This window comes from Streptomyces antioxidans, from assembly GCF_000968685.2.
In the GTDB taxonomy this organism is placed as follows: domain Bacteria; phylum Actinomycetota; class Actinomycetes; order Streptomycetales; family Streptomycetaceae; genus Streptomyces; species Streptomyces antioxidans.
Map to the genome: position 1 here is coordinate 16,755 of NZ_LAKD02000151.1, position 17,827 is coordinate 34,581.

Genomic DNA, 17,827 nt, shown 5'->3' on the forward strand with positions numbered 1-17,827 from the left:
CCGCCTCCACCCCGACCTCGTCCGCTCCCCCGACGCCACCCGTCCCGTCACCCCGTCCGCAGGGTCCCCAGCACTCGGCGGGCGACCTCGCGGCCGATCGGCAGGGAGGCCGTGGCCGCGGGCGACGGGGCGTTGAGCACATGGACGATCCGGGGCGACTGCGAGATCAGGAAGTCGTCCACCAGCGTGCCGTCCGGCAGCACCGCCTGCGCGCGCACGCCCGCCGGGGCCGCTATGAGGTCGTCGGCCGTCACATCCGGGAGCAGACGGCGCACGGCGTCGGTGAAGGCGCGCTTGGACAGGGAACGCCGCAGCTCACCCGCCCCGTACCGCCAGTGGCGGCGGGCGATCCGCCAGGAGCCCGGATACGCCAGGGTGCCGGCCAGCTCCTGCGGGCGCACCGTACGCCAGGCGTACCCCTCGCGGGCGAGGGCCGGGACCGCGTTGGGCCCGATGTGGACGCCGCCGTCGATGCCGCGGGTCAGATGGACGCCGAGGAACGGGAACGCCGGGTCGGGCACCGGGTACACCAGACCGCTCACCAGCGAGGCGCGGGAGGGCACCAGCTCGTAGTACTCACCGCGGAAGGGCACGATCCGCATGCCCGGGTCATCGCCCGCCAGCCGGGCGACGCGGTCGCAGTGCAGCCCCGCACAGTTGACCAGGGCCCGCGCGCGCAGCACCGTGCCGTCCGCCGTGCGCACCGCGACCGCGGAGGGGCGCCGGCCGATGGTGCGCACCTGCGCGCCGTACCGCACCGAGGCGCCCGCGTCCTGGGCCAGCCCGGCCAGCCGGGCCGCCACCGCGCCGAAGTCGCAGATGCCCGTCGTGCCGACATGGATCGCGGCGAGGCCGCGCACCCATGGTTCGTACTCCGCGATCTGGGCGGGGCCCAGCTCGCGCACCGGAATGCCGTTCTCCCTGCCGCGCTGGACGAGGCCGTGGAGCCTCGGCAGCTCGGAGCGCTCCGTGGCGACGATGAGCTTGCCGGTGACCTCGTGCGGGATGCCGTGCTCGGCGCAGAACTTCACCATCTCCGCGGCGCCGCGCACCGCGAACCGCGCCTTGAGTGACCCCGGCCGGTAGTAGATCCCGCTGTGGATCACGCCGCTGTTCCGCCCGGTCTGGTGGCGGGCCGGGCCCGCTTCCTTCTCGAGCACGGTCACGCGGGTGCCGGGCGCGGCGCGCGTGATCGCATACGCCGTCGACATGCCGACGATCCCGCCCCCGATCACCAGCACGTCGCAGTCCAACGCCGTCACGCCATGTCACCTCCCCACGCGCCACACCGTCCAGTCGCCCGACCGTCGATCCCTATCATGACCTGCGCCACTGACAACCGCCCGAAACCCGTGCGAGGACTAGGGTCCGGGCTAGGTCCACCGGTCATATGGATCGATTCACGCCGAGCTCCCCATTCCGGGCGACCCGCCCCTGAACCGCTCATTCCGGGCTGCTCTCGCCTCACCGCTCATCCCCGGCCGTTCACCACTCACCGCGGTCGCACGCACCCGCTCCCGGGCTGCTCACGCCGGGGTCACCAGCAGCGGCCGGGCCTGTTCGCGCAGCTCGGCGACGCGCGGCTCGTCGCGGTACGCCTCGAGGCGCCGCATCAGGTCGCGGACGTACTCCGTGGTGCGCGCGGACGAGATCCGGTTGGCGACCTCCACGGCACGGGCGCCCGCCGCACAGGCCGCGTCCAGATTGCCGGACTCCAGTTCGGCGACGGCGGACACCACGAGCCGCAGCCCGTGCGACCGCACGAACTCCTCCGTCGGCCGGGCCAGCGCCTGCTCGGTGAAGCGCCGCACCTGGCGCGGCAGCCGGAGGTCGCGGTAGCACTCCGCGGCGTCGGCCGCGAACCGCTCATGGCTGTAGAAGTCGAGCCAGGACGGATCGGGGTCGCCCGCCCGTGAGCGCTCCAGCCAGCCCTCCGAGGACTTCAGAGCCGCCCCGCAGGCGGGCCCGTCCCCGGACTTGGCCTGGGCGCGCGCCTCCACGAGCCGGAAGAAGCTCATGGTGCGGGCGGTGGCCAGGCCGCGGTTGCGCTCCAGGGCGGCCTGGGCCAGGTCCACGCCCTCGTCGGCGAAGCCCCGGTAGGTGGCCTGCAGGCTCATCGATGCCAGCACATAGCCGCCCAGGGGGACGTCGGCCGCGGCGCGGGCGAGGCGCAGCGCCTGGATGTAGTACCGCTGTGCGGCCTCCTGTTGGCCGGTGTCGAAGGCCATCCACCCGGCGAGCCGGGTCAGTTCGGCGGTGGCGCCGAAGAGGGAGCGGCCGACCTCGTCGCTGTACGACCCGAGCAGCAGGGGCGCCGCGTCCACCCGGAGGCACTCGGGGACCATGGAGGAACGCCAGTCGCCGCCGCCGTACTTGGAGTCCCAGCGGCGCGCGTCCTCGGCGGCCTCGCGCAGCTTGGTGACGTCGCTGTGGCCGACGCGCTGCGGCGGTATGGCGTCCGCCGCCGCCGCGCCCGTGGCGCTCGCGGCGGTGGTTCCGTCCTCGGCGTCCGTGGCGTCCTTGGGGTCGCGGGCCACCGAACTGTCGGCGGGGGATATGAGCCAGCGCGAGGCCGGGGTGGCGTACGCGCTTACTGAGAAAGATCCGGCCAGGCTCTGCCAAATGCCGACGCCGCCGCGCCGACCCGCGAGATCCAGCCGGTAGAGCTCGGTCGCGGAGCGGACGGCCTGGCCGATGTCGCGCGGGAAGGCGAGCCCGACCTCGGGGGCCGGATCGGCATCGGCCAGGCCGATTTCGTGCAGGGGGACGGGACGGCCGAGTTTGCTCGCGATCGCAGCCGCAATGAGGTGTGGCGCGGCGCCTTGGGGCACCATGCCCTTGGACACCCAGCGCGCGACGGACGTCTTGTCGTAGCGAAGCGTCAGGCCACGCTGGGCGCCGAGGTCGTTGACTCTGCGCGCGAGCCCGGCATTGCTGATCCCAGCGAGGGCGAGAACGGTGCCGAGCTTTTCGTTCGGCCCGCGTGGCTCCCTGGACATGCGCACCCCTCGACAGCACCGACGGCCGCCCCGGCATAAGCGCGGGGCATTCGTAAACCCAGCGTAGTTCGCCGCATCCCGACCGTTAAGAGGTGGTGTACCGGATGGCGAGATTCTTGTACGAACGGGCGTGCGGAGCGTGACGTGTGCTCCCGGTGTGTGTGGCTGTGCGCCCGTGTGTGCGCTCTGTCTCCGTCGCGGCGGTGACGTTTCGATGGGTCCTGCGTGGGTCGGCCCGCTGTACTGGATCCAGTGGGCTGGGGGACGCCGCCGCCTCATTCCCCGCGGGCGGCGGAACGGTCCGGGAGGCGAATGCCGCCTCCCGGACTGTCGTGTCGGGAGGCGCGAGAGGCGGAAGTTGAGTCCTTACAGGCCGTCCGCAAGACCAACGAGAGCGCCACGGCAATTTGGCTGAATGTCGACCCTCACGGCCGGGTTCCCGCGTCGGGCCGGGGAGGGGGAGGCCCGACGCGGGAAGCCCTCTTCCGCGTGGATCGCGTCCGGATTCGGCCCGGATTCCGCCCAGTTCTCCCCCGGAGCGGTGAGCCACTTAGCACATGCCGCGGATGCCGCCGCGCGCGGATGTCGGCGTACGGGATGTCGGTGCACGCGGATGTCGGCGCGTGCAGTGGTCGGTGCGCGCGGTGGTCGCCGCGGCGGCGCGGAGGCGTAAGTCCCGTACGTGGGCGGCGGGTTGGCACTCGTACGGCGCCCTTTCCGTGCGCCCCTTCGTGCGCCTCTTATGCGCCGCTCCGCACACTCATCGATGCCCTTGCGCTCTTGTGCGCCCCAATCGTGGCAGCATGGGCCACGGCGGAACGGCGGGTCGCGACCGGCGGTGGTCCCCTCGATGGGCTCCTTACGGATGCCTTTATGAGAGGCGCCACCCCCTGGGATCAACTCTGCGATTCCTGCGGTCATCTGTGGTCACAGGACATGCAGGAGATCCATGTTGTTGTCCGGTTCGATGCCGAAACCGTCAACATGCTGTGCATGATGGCACCTACTTCTTGGTTGCCCTGGATGCCCACAGCCTGTGGAGGCGGCGATGCGGTGGTTGGTGGGGTGGAGCAGTACCGCATTCGGCCCGGTCTCCCCGGAGGGCCGTGCGATCCAGCCGGTCGGCGCCCAACTCCTGTGGTCCGACCCCGATCCGCTGTGGGCGGTCGGCGACTGGCGGCCCGATGAGGTGCGCGTCGTCCAGGCCGATCCCTTCACCCGCCTCGCCGTCTTCGGCTGCTGCGGCGCCTCCGACGAGGAGCTGCGAGTGGGCCTGTTCGCCGCCCGCGGCGGCGCCCTGCGCCATCTGACCGCCTGGTCCGGCAGCTACACCGCCGTCGCCCAGGTCGGCCGCCGCGTCACCATCGTCGGCGACCTCGCGGGCGCCCGGCCCGTCTTCCACACCGACTGGGCCGGCGGCACCGCCTACGCCACCGCCGCGCTCCCGCTGGCCGACCTCATCGAGGCGCAGCTCGACGTCGGTCACCTCGGCGCGCTGCTCGCCTGCCCCGACTCCCCGGAGGCCATGGGCGACGGCACGCCCTATATGGGCGTCAGACGCGTCCCCCCGGGCCATGCGCTGATCCTGCGCGACGGCGCCCGCGACATCACCGGCTACGAGCCCACCGCGTCCCTCGCCGTCGCCGCGCCCCCACTCGACCAGGACAAGGCCGTGGACGCGGTCCGGGACGCCCTCGTGGAGGCCGTACGGGCCCGGCTCACCGCCCCGCGCCACGCCCCCGAGACCGATGACCTCGACCCCGGTCCGGTGCCCGGCATGGGCCCTGCCGAGCGGCGGGCGGCCCGCGGCGCCCCGGCCCCCGGCATCGGCGCCGATCTGTCCGGAGGCAGCGCCTCCGCCACACTCGCCCTGCTCGCCGCCGGTCTCCCCGGGATGCCCGGCACCCTCTTCGGGCACGGCACCGAGGCCGGTGAGCGGCTTCTGGCCGTCACCTTCAACGACCTCGCCACGGCGGGCGGCGCCCGCACCCGCGAGGCCGAACTCGAACGGGCCGGGGCCATCGCCGCCAATCCGCGGCTGCACCATGTGGTCGTCGCCGCGGGCGAGGACGCCCTGCCGTACGCGGGCCTCGACACCGGCGCCCTTACCGACGAGCCCGGCCCCTCCGTCGTCATCGCCGAACGCCACCGGCGCAGGCTCGCCGCGGGCAGCGCCGACCACTTCATCGGGCACGGCGCCCGCCAGGTGCTCGACGCCCACCCCGCGCGCCTCGCGGACCTGCTGCTCGACCGCCGCAGACGCCACCTGCTGCGCCCCGCGACGGCGCTCGCCAAGGCCGACGGCCCCTCCGCGCAGTCCTTCTTCGTGCCCTTCACGGTCTACCGCGCGGCCCGACGGCTGGCCCGCACCTCCTACCGCGACGGCGTCCAGGAGGCCGCCGCGCGCCTTATGGAGCGCCACTTCACCGACGAGCAGGCGCTACGCGGCCCCGGCGCCGTATCCGCCTCACTCGCCGCCCTGACGTGGTGCCGTCCCGGGCCCGCCGCCCGCTGGCTCACCGGCGAGACGCTTGCCGAGGTGTCCGTACGGTTGGAGGAGGCGGCCGTGCGCCCCGTGCTGCTGCGCCGCCCCGGGGAGCGCCGTGCCGACGCCGCCCTCGCCCGCTACGCGGCGGACCACCGCGTCTTCGAGCAGGCCGCCGAGATCCGCAGCCAGCGCCTGCACGCGCCCTTTCTCGACAACCAGGTCGTACGGGCCTGCCGCGCGCTCCCCGAAGCGCTTCGGGTGCAACCGGGGGCGCGCGCCGCGGTGCTGCGGTCGGTCCTCGCCGGGGCGGGGATCCGGGAGCTTCCCCCCGGCTGGGGAGCCACCTCCCACGCCGCCCACACCGCCGCCGTACGGACCGGCATGCGCACCTGGACGGGCGAGTTGATGAACCTCTTCGACGCGCCGCTGCTGGCCGACGCGGGTCTGATCGAGGCCCGTGTCGTCCGTAAGGCGCTGCGCGCCGCCGCGCAGGGGGAGCGGCTGCCCCTGGACGGCCTGGCCGAGCTCGTCTCCACCGAAGTATGGCTGCGGCGCCTGCTGGCCCGCCGCGGCACCTGCTGGACGGGCACGGCGGCGCCACGGCAGCGGGCGGTGGCGGGCGGAGTGGTGCCGCGGCCGAGCCTGTGACGGCTTCCGCACCGGGGCGGCACGAGGCCGCCCTGTGACACCTCACCCCGGGGAGTCCTACGGGACACGGCCCTTGACGCCCCAGGGAGCAGGGGCGCCTGGCCATGACGCCCAGGAAGCCGGAGTGCTTGTCGCGCGCGCTCAGGGAGCCGGAGTCCGTGCCGCGCGTACTTAGGGAGCCGGGACGCTTGTCGCGCACCGGAACTCGGCGTTCTCACGGGGCACGGGAAGCTGGTGTTCTTACGGCGGACGGGAAGCCGGTGTCCTTACGGCGGACGAAAACGAATGGACCCCTCCGCCGCCGCTCCGCACCATCTCCCCAGCGGCGATCCGCGACCTAGGAGAATGGCTCCTGTGCGGTATCTGATCCTCGGCAACACCGAAGCGCGCGACGACCACGGCGACCCGCTCCCCCTGGGCGGCCCCCGGATCCGCGCGCTGCTCGCCGCGCTCGCCGTAAGGGCCGCACGCACCGCCCCGGCCTCCGTAGACGTCCTGATCGACGAGGTGTGGGCCGACGACCCTCCGCATGACGCGCCCGCCGCGCTCCAGGCGCTCGTCGGCCGGTTGCGCCGGGCCATCGGCAGGGACGCCGTCATCTCCTCACCCGGCGGCTACCGGCTCGCGACCGCCGTGCCCCAGGACGACATCGACCTGCTGCGCTTCGAGCGGCTGACGCACGAGGGCATGCGCGCCCTGGACGCCGACGACCCCGAGACGGCCGCCGCCACCCTCCGTAAGGCGCTCGCCCTGTGGCGCGGCCCGGCCCTCGCCGACCTGCCGGACCGGGACGCGGCCGCCGCACGCGCCGAGGCGCTTCGGCTGACCGCGCTGCACCGCCGCATCGACGCGGACCTCGCGCTCGACCGCCCTACGGATGTCATACCGGAGCTGCGCGAGCTCGTCGCCGACCATCCGCTCGACGAAACGTTCCATGCCCAGCTGATCCGCGCGCTGCGGGCGGCCGGGCACTCCGCCGACGCCCTCGCCGCGTACGAGGACGTCCGCCGGATCCTCGCCGACCGCCTCGGCACCGACCCGGGAGCGGAGCTCAAGGAGCTCCACAGACGGCTGCTGACGACGGACGCCGCTCCGGCCCGCCAGGAGCGGCGCGGCGGGGGGCACACCGCGCAGGCGGCCCCGCCGGGAGCCGACGGCCATGGGGGGAGGGGCGGAACCCGGGCGGACGGTACGGCGTCCGACGGCCGCCGGGCGGCCAGGGGCGCGTCCGACGGCCGCGGCGCGACCAGGGGCGCGTTCGACCGCCGGGCCGGGGGCGGAGGAACCGACGGTGGGGCGGGAGGCCGCGCCGACGGCCGCGAGGCGGGCCCGCGCACCGCCGTGTCCCCTCTGCCGCACGGCAACCTCAGGGCCCGCCTCACCAGCTTCGTAGGCCGCCAGGAGGAGATCGGCGACATCCTCCGCGACCTGGAGGGCGCCCGGCTGGTCACCCTCACCGGCCCCGGCGGCTCCGGTAAGACCCGGCTCTCCGAGGAGGCCGCCGGGGCCGTCACGGACGGCTACCCGGACGGCGTCTGGATCGCCGAACTCGCCCAGCTCGACCAGCCCTCCGCCGTCCCCGGTGCGGTCCTGAACGCGGTCGGCCGCCGGGAGACCATGCTGCTCGCCTCCGGGCTCGAGAGCCGCGCCGCGGGCGCGGACGGCGGGGATCCGACGAGTCGGCTGGTCGAATACTGCGCCGACCGCCGGCTGCTGCTCCTGCTCGACAACTGCGAACACGTCATCGACACCGCGGCCCGGCTCGCCGAGACCCTGCTCGCGCACTGCCCGGGGGTGACCGTGCTCGCCACCAGCCGGGAGCCGTTGGGGGTGCCAGGCGAAACCGTAAGGCCGGTGGAACCGCTGCCGCCCGCCCCCGCCCACCAGCTGTTCGCCGAGCGCGCCGCCACCGTACGGCCCGGCTTCGACCCGGCGGCGGACCCGGACACGGCCGCGGCGGTCGCGGAGATCTGCCGCCGCCTGGACGGGCTGCCGCTGGCGATCGAGCTGGCCGCGGCGCGGCTGCGGCTGCTGACCCCACGCCAGATCGCGGACCGGCTGGACGACCGCTTCCGGCTGCTGACCAGCGGCAGCAGAACCGCGCTGCCCCGCCAGCAGACCCTGCGGGCCGTCGTCGAGTGGTCTTGGGACCTCCTCGACGAGCGCGAGCACACCGTGCTGCGCCGTGCGTCGGTCTTCGCGGGCGGGTGGACCCTGTCCGCGGCCGAGGCGGTGTGCGCGGACGGCCCGCCCGGTGCGAGCCCCCTTACGGATGGCACGGACGGTACGGATCGTATGGACGGCCCGGACGGCCCGGACGGCCCGGACGGCCCGGACGGCCCGGACGGCGGCCCGGATGCCGATGGCGTCATTCCGGACGGCGGCGTCGGCATCCATGACGCTCTTACGGACGCCACGGCGGGCTCGCCGACGCCGGGCGGCACGGCTGAGTACGCCGAGACGCACGCCCACACGCGCTCTCATGCGCGCCCGCAGGCCAGGATCGCGCCCGCAGAGGTGCTGGAACTGCTCGGTGCGCTGGTCGACAAGTCGCTGCTGATCGTCGACCATCCGTCGCACGGTTCGGCGGCGGAGTCCTCCGGCCCAACGGGCGGTGAGCCCCGCTACCGGATGCTGGAAACCATCAATGAGTACGTCGGCGAGCGCGCCACCCAGGACGGCGCGGCCCGTGCCGACCACAAGGCCGCCGTGGCCCGTCACACCGCCCACTTCCGGGAGTTCATCCGCACCGCCGAACCCCGTCTGCGCTCCGCGGGACAACTGCCCTGGCTGCGCCTCGTCGAGACCGACCTCGACAACATCCGGGCAGCGCTGCACCGTTCCCTGACCACCGCGGACGAGGGCAGCGTCTTCGCGTTCATCCGGGACTTGGCGTGGTTCTGGTGGCTGCGCAACTACCGGGACGAGGGCGCCGCATGGGTCGGCCGCGCCCTGGCCCTGGAGGGCCGCCCCCTCGCCACGGACGGCGAGACGGACCGGGCACCGGGCGGCAGCCATCCCCTCGACCAGTTCCCGCTCATCCCGGCCCGGGTTCCGGACGGCGAGGACGGCGTCGACGGGGAAGCCACCCGGTACTGGCAGTTCATGGACCTGCGGCTGCTGCTCTTCTTCCTGCTCGCCGAACAGGGCACCGGCCCGGATCTGAGCGACCCCGAGATCCGGAGCGCCGCGATACGCATGCGCGACGCCTATGCGGGCCATCCGGGCCCCCGCAGAGCGTGCTTCCCGGGTCTGCTGTGGCCCTTCACGGCCTTCGTCATCGAGGGCTTCAGCGGCGAGATACTGCCGCTCATGGACCGGACCGTGGCCGACTGCCGGACCCACGGCGACGACTGGGCGCTCGGTGTCTCGCTGATGTACCGCACCCACCTCGCCATCGACATGCCGGGCGGCGTGGAGAGCGCCGACGACGACCTGGCCGAGCTGCGCGAGGTGGCCGCCCGCGCCGGCGACCGCTGGGTGCTCGCCCAGGTGGAGGGCGCGCACGGCGAGATCGCCACCCATCGCGGCCGGTTCGGGGAGGCGAGGGCCGCCTATGAGCGGGCGGCGGGGCTCGCGCAGGAGCTCGGCGCCCACACCGAGGTGCCGTTCCTCTACACCCGGCTCGCCGACCTCGCCGTCCACGAAAGGGACGTGGAGGGCGCGCTGAGGCTGGTGGCGCGCTCCGCGGAGGAGGCGGAGCGCTGCGGCACCCAGGACGTGCTGGCCTTCAACTACATCGTGTGCAGCGAGGCCGAGCTGGCACGCGGTGATCTGGCGCGGGCCAGGACGTATTGCGACGCCGCGCGGGAGTGTGCGCTGCGCGGCACCTCACCACCGCAGTTCTGGGTCGTGGCCAACGGCCTGGACGCCCGTATCACCGGTCTGGAGGGCGATCTGGCCGATGGACTGCGCAAGCTGCGGGACACGCTGCGCGAGGGCCTTGCGGTGAACTCCATGGAGCTGCTGTTGGCCCATCAGGCCGAGTCGGCGGCCGAGCTCTTGGTGGGAAGCGGACAGGAACGGCTCGCCGCGCGGCTGCTGGGCGCGGCCGACGGCTGGCGCGGTCGGCTGCCGCGCTCCCCGCTGGTGACCGGGGACGTCGGCGCGACCGCGGCGCGCGCGAGCGAGGCGCTGGGCCAGGACGCGGTGGCGAAGCTGCGCACCGAGAGCACGGCCCTGACCCCCAAGGGGGTCCTCTGCCTGCTCGACGAGGCGCTGAGCTCTCTCAACGCCGTTGCCGCCGATGCCGATGCCGATGCCGACGACGACGCCAATGCTGATGCCGCTATCCCTGACGCCGCCGATGACTAGGCCGACCCGGCCGGAACCGTCAACCCGGCCGAAACCGCCGACCGGGACGCGACCGCCAACCGGGGCGCCGCCCCGCCGATCCGCCCGCTGACGCGGGCATGAGCGGCAGGTACAACGCACCGGCCGACCGTCAAATGCCGTCACTCATACGGAGAAGGCGAGACGCGCCGTTCACCCGCTGAAACCGATGCCGGAGACGCCGGAGACACCGGAGACGAGCACATGTCTCGCCCCGGGACCGAGGTCCGGGACCGACGCCCCGGCACCGACGGCATCACCCCATGGGGCGCGGCCGCAGCCCGTCCAGCAGGATGTCCAGCAACCGGGCCGACGCCGCCGCCTGCTGTGCCGCGTCCGGCAGCGAGGGCGCCGCCGTGGCGATCACCAACAGCACATCGGCGACCGTCACATCCGGGCGCAGCTCGCCCGCGGCCCGTGCCCGCTCCACCAGTTGCCCGACGACCTCCAGCAGCACCGCGGCGCCCGCGTCGTCCGCCTCGTCCTCGGCGACCATCGGCCGCTCGACCAGCCGGAGCTCCGGCTGAGCCGGTGCGGCTAACGCCGACTGCCGCTGCTGCGGCAGCCGGATCTCGGTCTCCACGTCGACCCCGACCCGCAGCACCTGCGGCGGCAGCAGCCGGCCCGCGCCGGACGCCACCGAAGTGCGCAGGAACCGGGCCAGCGCCGACCACGGCTCGTTCTCCTGCCCCAGCGCTGCCCGCGCCTGATCGGTCAGCCTTGCCGTCTCCTCCTCGGCTATCCGGCGCACCAGCACGTCCTTGCTGGGGAACCGCCGATAGACGGTGCCCACCCCTACCCGCGCCCGGCGTGCCACGTCTTCCATCGGAGCCCCGTATCCCAGCTCACCGAAGACCTCGCGCGCCGCCCGCAGGACGTGCTCCAGATTGCGCTGCGCGTCCACGCGCAGCGGTGTGTTCCGTCCGCCGTTCCCGTCCGACGACGCGACGGCTGTGGACCATGACGAACCCTGAAGGTGCATAAGTGATCCCCCGGTAATGATGTCTCCCCCCGGAGACTCCCCGCCCAGACTGTCGGGGCAGTCACAACCCCGACGAACTACGAACATAGTTGAGCGCAGGTCAAGAAAGAAGAGGGTAGCTCGGGACAGAACGCCCCCCGATCAGAGCAGCAGACCACCTCTTTCCGGCTATCCGCCCGCTTGCCCGCACCTATCCCGGTGCTGACCTGCGGACATTTCGTACGTGTAACCGATTCCGCGTCTCGGGGCCGAGAGAGCCGTCCGGTCACACAATTCGTCGGGCCTGTGGACAAACCGCGGTCGCACGTGCCTCATGGGAGGGTGAAGGAACCAGCGCGCATTCTCGTTGTCGGTGGTGGCTACGTCGGGATGTACGCCGCGCTGCGCCTCCAGCGAAAGCTGAAGCGGGAGCTGAGGCACGGCGGCGTGCAGGTCATCGTGGTGGACCCCGAGCCGTATATGACCTACCAGCCGTTCCTGCCCGAGGCAGCGGCCGGATCGATCTCGCCCCGCCATGTCGTGGTGCCGTTGCGGCGGGTGCTGCCCGACTGCACGGTCGTCATCGGCGAGGCCACCGCGATCCACCACGGCAAACGCACCGCGACCGTGAGAACCCTCGCCACGGAGGAAGAGGGCACCGGCACGGTCGACATCCACTACGACGAGCTGGTGCTGGCCCCCGGATCCGTGTCCCGCGCCCTCCCGGTCCCCGGTCTCGCCGAGTTCGGCATCGGTTTCAAGACCGTCGAGGAGGCCATCGGCCTGCGCAACCACGTCCTCGAACAGCTGGACATCGCCTCCTCGACCCGGGACCCGGACGTCCGCGACGCGGCGCTGACCTTCGTCTTCGTCGGCGGCGGATACGCGGGCGTCGAGGCGCTCGGCGAGCTGGAGGACATGGCCCGGTACGCCGTCCGCTACTACCACAACATCGCGCCCGAAGACCTGAAGTGGATCCTCGTCGAGGCCACCGACCGGATCCTTCCGGAGGTCGGCGAGGAGATGGGCAAGTACGCCGTCCGGGAGCTGCGCGGCCGCAATATCGACGTGCGGCTGGAGACCCGCCTGGACTCCTGCGTCGGCCGGGTCGCCGCACTGAGTGACGGCTCGCGCTTCCCCACCCGCACGCTCGTGTGGACCGCGGGCGTCAAAGCGCACCCGATCCTCGCCTCCACCGATCTGCCCCTGAACGAGCGCGGCCGGCTGAAATGCACCGCGGCGCTCCAGGTCGAGGGCGTGGAGCACGCCTGGTCGGCCGGGGACGCCGCGTCGGTGCCCGATCTGACGGCAGACCGGCCCGGTGCGGAGTGCGCCCCCAACGCACAGCACGCCGTGCGCCAGGCCAAGGTCCTCGCCGAGAACGTGGCCGCGGCGCTCGCGGAGCAGCCGCTCACGGACTACGAGCACAAGTACGCGGGCTCCGTGGCCTCCCTGGGGCTCCACAAAGGCGTCGCTCACGTCTACGGGCGCAAGTTGAAGGGCTACCCGGCGTGGTTCATGCACCGCGTCTACCACCTCAGCCGGGTGCCGACGTTCAACCGTAAGGCACGCGTGCTGGCCGAATGGATCCTGTCAGGGCTGTTCAAACGCGAGATCGTCTCACTGGGGTCGCTGGAGAACCCGCGCGCCGAGTTCAAACTCGCCGCGGACACCGGACGCCATCCCGGGGCCAGTTGAGCCGATCGGGGCGGAGCCGGGAACTCCCCTCCCGCGATCGGCGTCTCACGGATGTCAGTCCGGTCGGCCACACTGGTCGTGTGACCATGGGTGGGCTCGTATCTGCAAAGAGTGACAATCGCGAGGATTCGGAAGTTTGCTGCATTCCCCTGGGGGTCGTCCCCCGTACCCGCACCCCTCTCCCCGATCCCGCGCCGGCGCGCCGCTCAGCCACCACCCCACGAGGTAATCCGCAGTGAACTTCACGCGCTGGAGCGCCCGGCTCCCCCGAACCCAGCGACGCATCGCCGCCCGGGCAGACCGCGGTGCGCGACGGCCGAAGCCCGCGGCCGCCGCGGGCGGCGGCTCCGTCCCGGCGGCCCGGGGCGAGAGTGCCGAGCCTCCGGGGCGCGGTGAGCCTCCCGCCGCCCCGTCCGACGCCGCGCTTCCCGCGGCCGTCCCGACCCTCGACGGGCTGTCCGCCCATGACCTCCTCGGCCAGGTGCCGGCGCTGGTCGCGGTGGTCTACGGCCCCGAGCACCGCATCGCCTATCTCAACGACACCTATGTCGGGCTCTTCGGCTCCCGGACCTCCGGCGCACCCGCCGGCCAGGCCCTGCCCGAGCTGAGAGAGCTGGGGCTGCTGCCGCTCATGGACCAGGTCCTGCGCAGCGGTAAGCCCCGTACGGTCAAGTCCCGGCGGGTGCCCGCGGGCGGCCCGGCGACCGCGCCCGGGCCGCGGGAGGAGGGCGCGGCCCCCGGGCCCGGCCGGATCCGCCACGGCTACTACACCTTCACCTGCTCCCCGATCGAGATGGCCGCGCCGAAGGCCGCCGCCCCCGCGCAGCGGGCGGACGAGCGGGCGGGGGAGGGGGCCGTGGACGGAACGCCGGTTGACGGAACGGCGGTGGACGGCTCGGCCCGGGACGGCGCCATCCGTAAGGCCGTCGCCGCACCGGAGACGGTCGCCGCAGAGACCGCCGACGCCGACACCGACGCCGGCTCGCTCACCGAGCCGGTCCGCGGTGTGCTCGTCTTCGGCGCCGACGTCACCGACCAGGTCGAATCCGCGGAGCGGCTGCGCGCGAGCGAGCGCTTTCAGCGCGAGGCGGCCGTCACCCTCCAGCGCAGCCTCCTCCCTCAGGGGCTGGAGCAGCCCGACGATCTGCGGGTCGCCGCCACCTATCAGCCCGGCGGCACGGACGCGGCGGTGGGCGGCGACTGGTACGACGTCATCACCCTCGGAGCCGGCCGTACGGCCCTCGTCATCGGCGACGTCATGGGCCGCGGCGTACGGGCGGCGGCCGTCATGGGCCAGCTGCGCACCGCCGTCCGCGCCTACGCCCGGCTCGACCTCCCCCCGCATGAGGTGCTGCAGCTCCTCGACGGCCTGGCCGCCGAGATCGACCCCCACCAGATCGCCACGTGCGTCTACGCCGTCCACGACCCCAATGAGAACCGCCTCGTGTACGCCTCCGCGGGCCATCTGCCGATCCTGGTCCGCGACCCGGACGGCACCGTGCGCCGCGCCGCCGAGCCCACCGGACCGCCCCTCGGCACCGGCGGCTGGCTGCACACCACAGGCTCGGTCCCGCTCGGCCCCGGGGCCAGCGCGGTCCTCTACACCGACGGCCTGGTGGAGCGGCGGGACAAGGACATCTACGACGGTGTGGCCGCGCTCGAGCGCGTCTTCGCGGGCGCGACCGGCTCGCCCCAGGTGATGTGCGACCGCCTCATCAGGGCCCTGGGCATCACCGCGGAGCACGACGACGATGTGGCGGTGCTGGTTCTGCAGCACCCGGCCCGTACGGGTCATGACGCGGAGCTGTTCCACAACGCCGCGCTGGAGCTCCTGGGCGGCGTGGAAGCCGCGCCGCGCGCCCGGGCCTTCGCCTCAGGCGTCCTCGCCAGCTGGCGCTTCCCCATGGAGCTGCGCGATCTGGGCGTGCTCGCCGCCAGCGAGCTCGTCGCCAACTCCCTCCAGCACGGCACACCGCCCATGCGGCTGCGGCTGCGCCGTACCGACCGCCGCCTGATCATCGAGGTGACGGACGGCGATGAGCATCTGCCGCGCCGCCGCCGGGCAGAACCGGTGGACGAGGCCGGACGCGGCATCTCGATCGTCGCGACCATCGCCTCGTCCTGGGGCTCACGCCGCACCCCGGGCGGCGGCAAGGCGGTGTGGTGCGAGTTCGCCCTGCCGACGGGCTAGCTTCGCGGGGCACGGCGGCACGGTCCGACGGGGGCCCGACAGCCCCAGGGGGGGCACGGTGGCACGGCCCTGAGCGGAACCCCGACCGCCCCCGACCGACAGATCGCCCTGGCACGGCGGAGCCGACTGGCTCCCTCGCCGCGCCGGGGCGATGGCGGAGTGGCCGGGCGGCTCAGGCCGCGGTGGCCACCTTGTCCGACGAGGCCGCCCGCGGCGCGGGCACCGCGGCCCCGGCGACCGCCCGCAGCGGATTGTCCTGCTCGGCCGTGAGCCGCCTGCCGAGCATCAGCGCGAGCGCGGTGATACCGAGCGAGCAGACGATCAGCGTCACGATGTACGCCCCGTACAGCCCGGCGCCCGCCATCAGCCCGCCTGCCGCCGGGCCCACCGCCAGGGCCAGCTGCTTGACCAGCGCGAACGCCGAGTTGTACTGACCGAGCGCCGACGGCGGCGCCAGATCGGCGACCAGCGGCGCGACGGTCGGCGACAGCATGGCCTCACCGAGCCCGAAGAGCGCGTACGCCGAGATGATCGCGGTGACGCCGACGGCCTGGCTCCCGGGTATCAGCCCGGCGGCCCCCGCGGCGCACCACGCCACCATCCAGACCAGCCCGACCAGCGCCATCACCCGGCTGCGCCGCCGTCGCTCGACCAGCTTGAGCACGACGAACTGCGCCAGCACGATCGCCGCCGTGTTCGCGGCCAGGGCGATGCCCAGCATTGACGGCGATATCCGGGCGACATCCACCGCGAACGCCGACAGCCCGGACTCGAACTGGCCGTAGCAGGCGAAGAACATGACGAAGCCCAGTGCACACAGCTGCACCATGGCGCGGTGACCGAGCAGGGCACGCCAGCCGCCCGAGCCGCCGGACCGCTCATCGACGGTCGGCACCGGATCGTCGAACACCGGAGTCCGCTCCAGCCTTACGGTCGCCACCGCCGCGCCGAGCACCAGGAACATCACCGCGTCGATCGCGAAGAGCCGCACGAAGCTGGAGGCGGCGGAGGTGTCCACCAGCAACCCGCCGAGCAGTCCGCCGACGCCGAGGCCCAGATTGCCGAGGAAGAACTGGGTGGCGAAGGCCCGCGACCGGGTGATCGGCGTCGAGCACCAGACGATCAGCGTGGCCAGTGCGGGCTGTACGGCCGCTATGCCCGCGCCCAGCACTCCGGCCGCGGCGATCACCAGCGGCTCGCTCGCCGCAAGCCCGAGCCCCATCGACCCGACGGCGGCGGCGACCGCGCCCGCGACGACAACGGACAGCGGCCCTCGCCGGTCGATCACCCGACCGATGAAGGGCAGCACGGCAAGCGCGGCCACGGCGAACGTCGCGAGCACCATGCCCGCGGTGTTCGCACCGAGGTCCCGCACCTGCGCCACATAGACGAAGAGGAACGGGACCGTGAAGCCGTTGCCGAACGCGCTCAGCGCGTTGCCCAGCTGGATACGGCGCAGCGCTGCGCCCATCGCGGTGGTCACACTCACCTACCTAGGTCGGGAAGGAATCCAAGAACAACGGGCCTGACCTGCGGGTCGGCCCGGAGGTTCGATGTCTGAAGACTTCGAACCTAAACTTCAATGCTTAAGAGTACAGAGCGAAGGACTTCAGCGCCAATGAGTTTCGTGTCATACTCGTCATATGGCGGAGACCCCCGACCCGGACGACCTGCTGAGCCTCGAAGAGCAGATCGCGGCCTACCAGCGCGAGTTCCAGGACCTGGACCCTCAGGTGGAGCAGGTCGTCAGCGCGCTCAGCCGGCTCACCCGGCGAATGAACGTCGCCTACGGCCGCCAGTCGGCCATGCTGGGGATCAGCAACTCCGAGTGGGAGGTCCTCAAGGTGCTCGTCCTCTCCGGGGCTCCCTACCGTCTGGGCCCCGGCGACCTGGCCAAGCAGCTGGGCCTCACCCCCGCAGCCATGACCCACCGCATCGATCGCATGGTGAACGAGGGACTGGTCACCCGGGAGCGTGATGCGGACAACCGAGTGCGCGTCATCGTCGAGCTGACCCCGGACGGCCGGGAGAAGTGGCTCGAGGTGATGCGCCGGGCCACGGTCTTCGAGTCGGACCTTCTGCAGGACCTCTCCAGCCAAGAGCGCGGCGCCCTGGGCGAGATGCTCACCCGCGTGCTGCGCCGGGTGGAGGAGGCCCAGCCCGACGCCGAGGGGCGGCTGAGCGGCCTCGGCTGAGGCATTTGGCCCAGCCGAGGTTGACACGGGTCAGGGCCATCCGTAATGTACTCCGAGCTGCCACGGAGCCTTAACGGTTCTCCGTTCAGCACTCGAGCCGCACCGGCGGCAAACCACTACTGTACGGCCCCTCATCGGGATGGATTTCGGCGTGCCCGGAATTCGGACCGGGGAACTCGATTATGAGCATCCGGGGGAATCCGCTAAAGTGGTGGACACGCCGGAAGGCGCGAAAGACCCCGCTCCAGCAGGGGGGCCGGAAACAGAATTCGGATCGGAAGCGGTCGGAAATCGGGTCTGGTAAGGTTGGAAACA

At 73.0% G+C, this 17,827-nt stretch carries 9 protein-coding genes; 5 read left to right on the forward strand and 4 right to left on the reverse strand.

Annotated features, from left to right (window positions below; translation table 11 throughout):
- Nucleotides 1-47: 47 nt before the first annotated feature.
- Together lhgO and VT50_RS36815 are read right to left on the reverse strand one after the other, a co-directional pair.
- A complete protein-coding gene (gene lhgO / locus VT50_RS36810; RefSeq protein ID WP_046086474.1) occupies nt 48-1,262 on the reverse strand; it encodes an L-2-hydroxyglutarate oxidase in 1,215 nt (404 codons plus the stop codon).
- 264 nt (nt 1,263-1,526) lie between these two features.
- The gene (locus tag VT50_RS36815) at nt 1,527-2,999 is read right to left on the reverse strand and encodes an NsdA family TPR-like regulatory protein (protein ID WP_046086473.1); all 1,473 of its coding nucleotides are present in this window, start codon (nt 2,997-2,999) and stop codon (nt 1,527-1,529) included.
- A gap of 1,048 nt (nt 3,000-4,047) precedes the next feature.
- Here VT50_RS36815 and VT50_RS36820 point away from each other — a divergent pair.
- Both VT50_RS36820 and VT50_RS36825 read left to right on the forward strand, forming a co-directional pair.
- Nucleotides 4,048-6,135, forward strand: coding sequence for an asparagine synthase-related protein (locus VT50_RS36820; protein ID WP_075200356.1), 2,088 nt, complete (start codon nt 4,048-4,050; stop codon nt 6,133-6,135).
- A 354-nt stretch (nt 6,136-6,489) separates the two neighbouring features.
- The gene (locus VT50_RS36825) at nt 6,490-10,449 is read left to right on the forward strand and encodes an AfsR/SARP family transcriptional regulator (protein WP_046086472.1); all 3,960 of its coding nucleotides are present in this window, start codon (nt 6,490-6,492) and stop codon (nt 10,447-10,449) included.
- Nucleotides 10,450-10,723: 274 nt separating this feature from the next.
- Here the strand turns inward: VT50_RS36825 and VT50_RS36830 are convergent, their stop codons facing one another.
- Entirely contained in the window at nt 10,724-11,449 is a 726-nt protein-coding gene (locus tag VT50_RS36830; protein WP_046086471.1) for a TetR/AcrR family transcriptional regulator, read from the reverse strand.
- A 321-nt stretch (nt 11,450-11,770) separates the two neighbouring features.
- On the opposite strand from VT50_RS36830, the gene VT50_RS36835 reads away from it, so the two are divergent.
- Nucleotides 11,771-13,126, forward strand: a complete 1,356-nt coding sequence (locus VT50_RS36835) for an NAD(P)/FAD-dependent oxidoreductase (RefSeq protein WP_046086470.1) — start codon at nt 11,771-11,773, stop codon at nt 13,124-13,126.
- 235 nt (nt 13,127-13,361) lie between these two features.
- Complete coding sequence (locus tag VT50_RS36840) at nt 13,362-15,317, forward strand: ATP-binding SpoIIE family protein phosphatase (protein ID WP_046086469.1); 1,956 nt, start codon at nt 13,362-13,364, stop codon at nt 15,315-15,317.
- Nucleotides 15,318-15,489: 172 nt separating this feature from the next.
- On the opposite strand, the gene VT50_RS36845 is transcribed toward VT50_RS36840, so the two are convergent.
- Nucleotides 15,490-16,800 carry an MFS transporter gene (locus VT50_RS36845; protein WP_046086468.1) on the reverse strand — a complete coding sequence of 437 codons (1,311 nt, stop codon included), beginning with the start codon at nt 16,798-16,800 and terminating at the stop codon, nt 15,490-15,492.
- A 160-nt stretch (nt 16,801-16,960) separates the two neighbouring features.
- Here VT50_RS36845 and VT50_RS36850 point away from each other — a divergent pair, with 160 nt between their 5' ends.
- A complete protein-coding gene (locus VT50_RS36850) occupies nt 16,961-17,512 on the forward strand; it encodes a MarR family winged helix-turn-helix transcriptional regulator (protein WP_046086467.1) in 552 nt (183 codons plus the stop codon).
- Nucleotides 17,513-17,827: the final 315 nt, after the last annotated feature.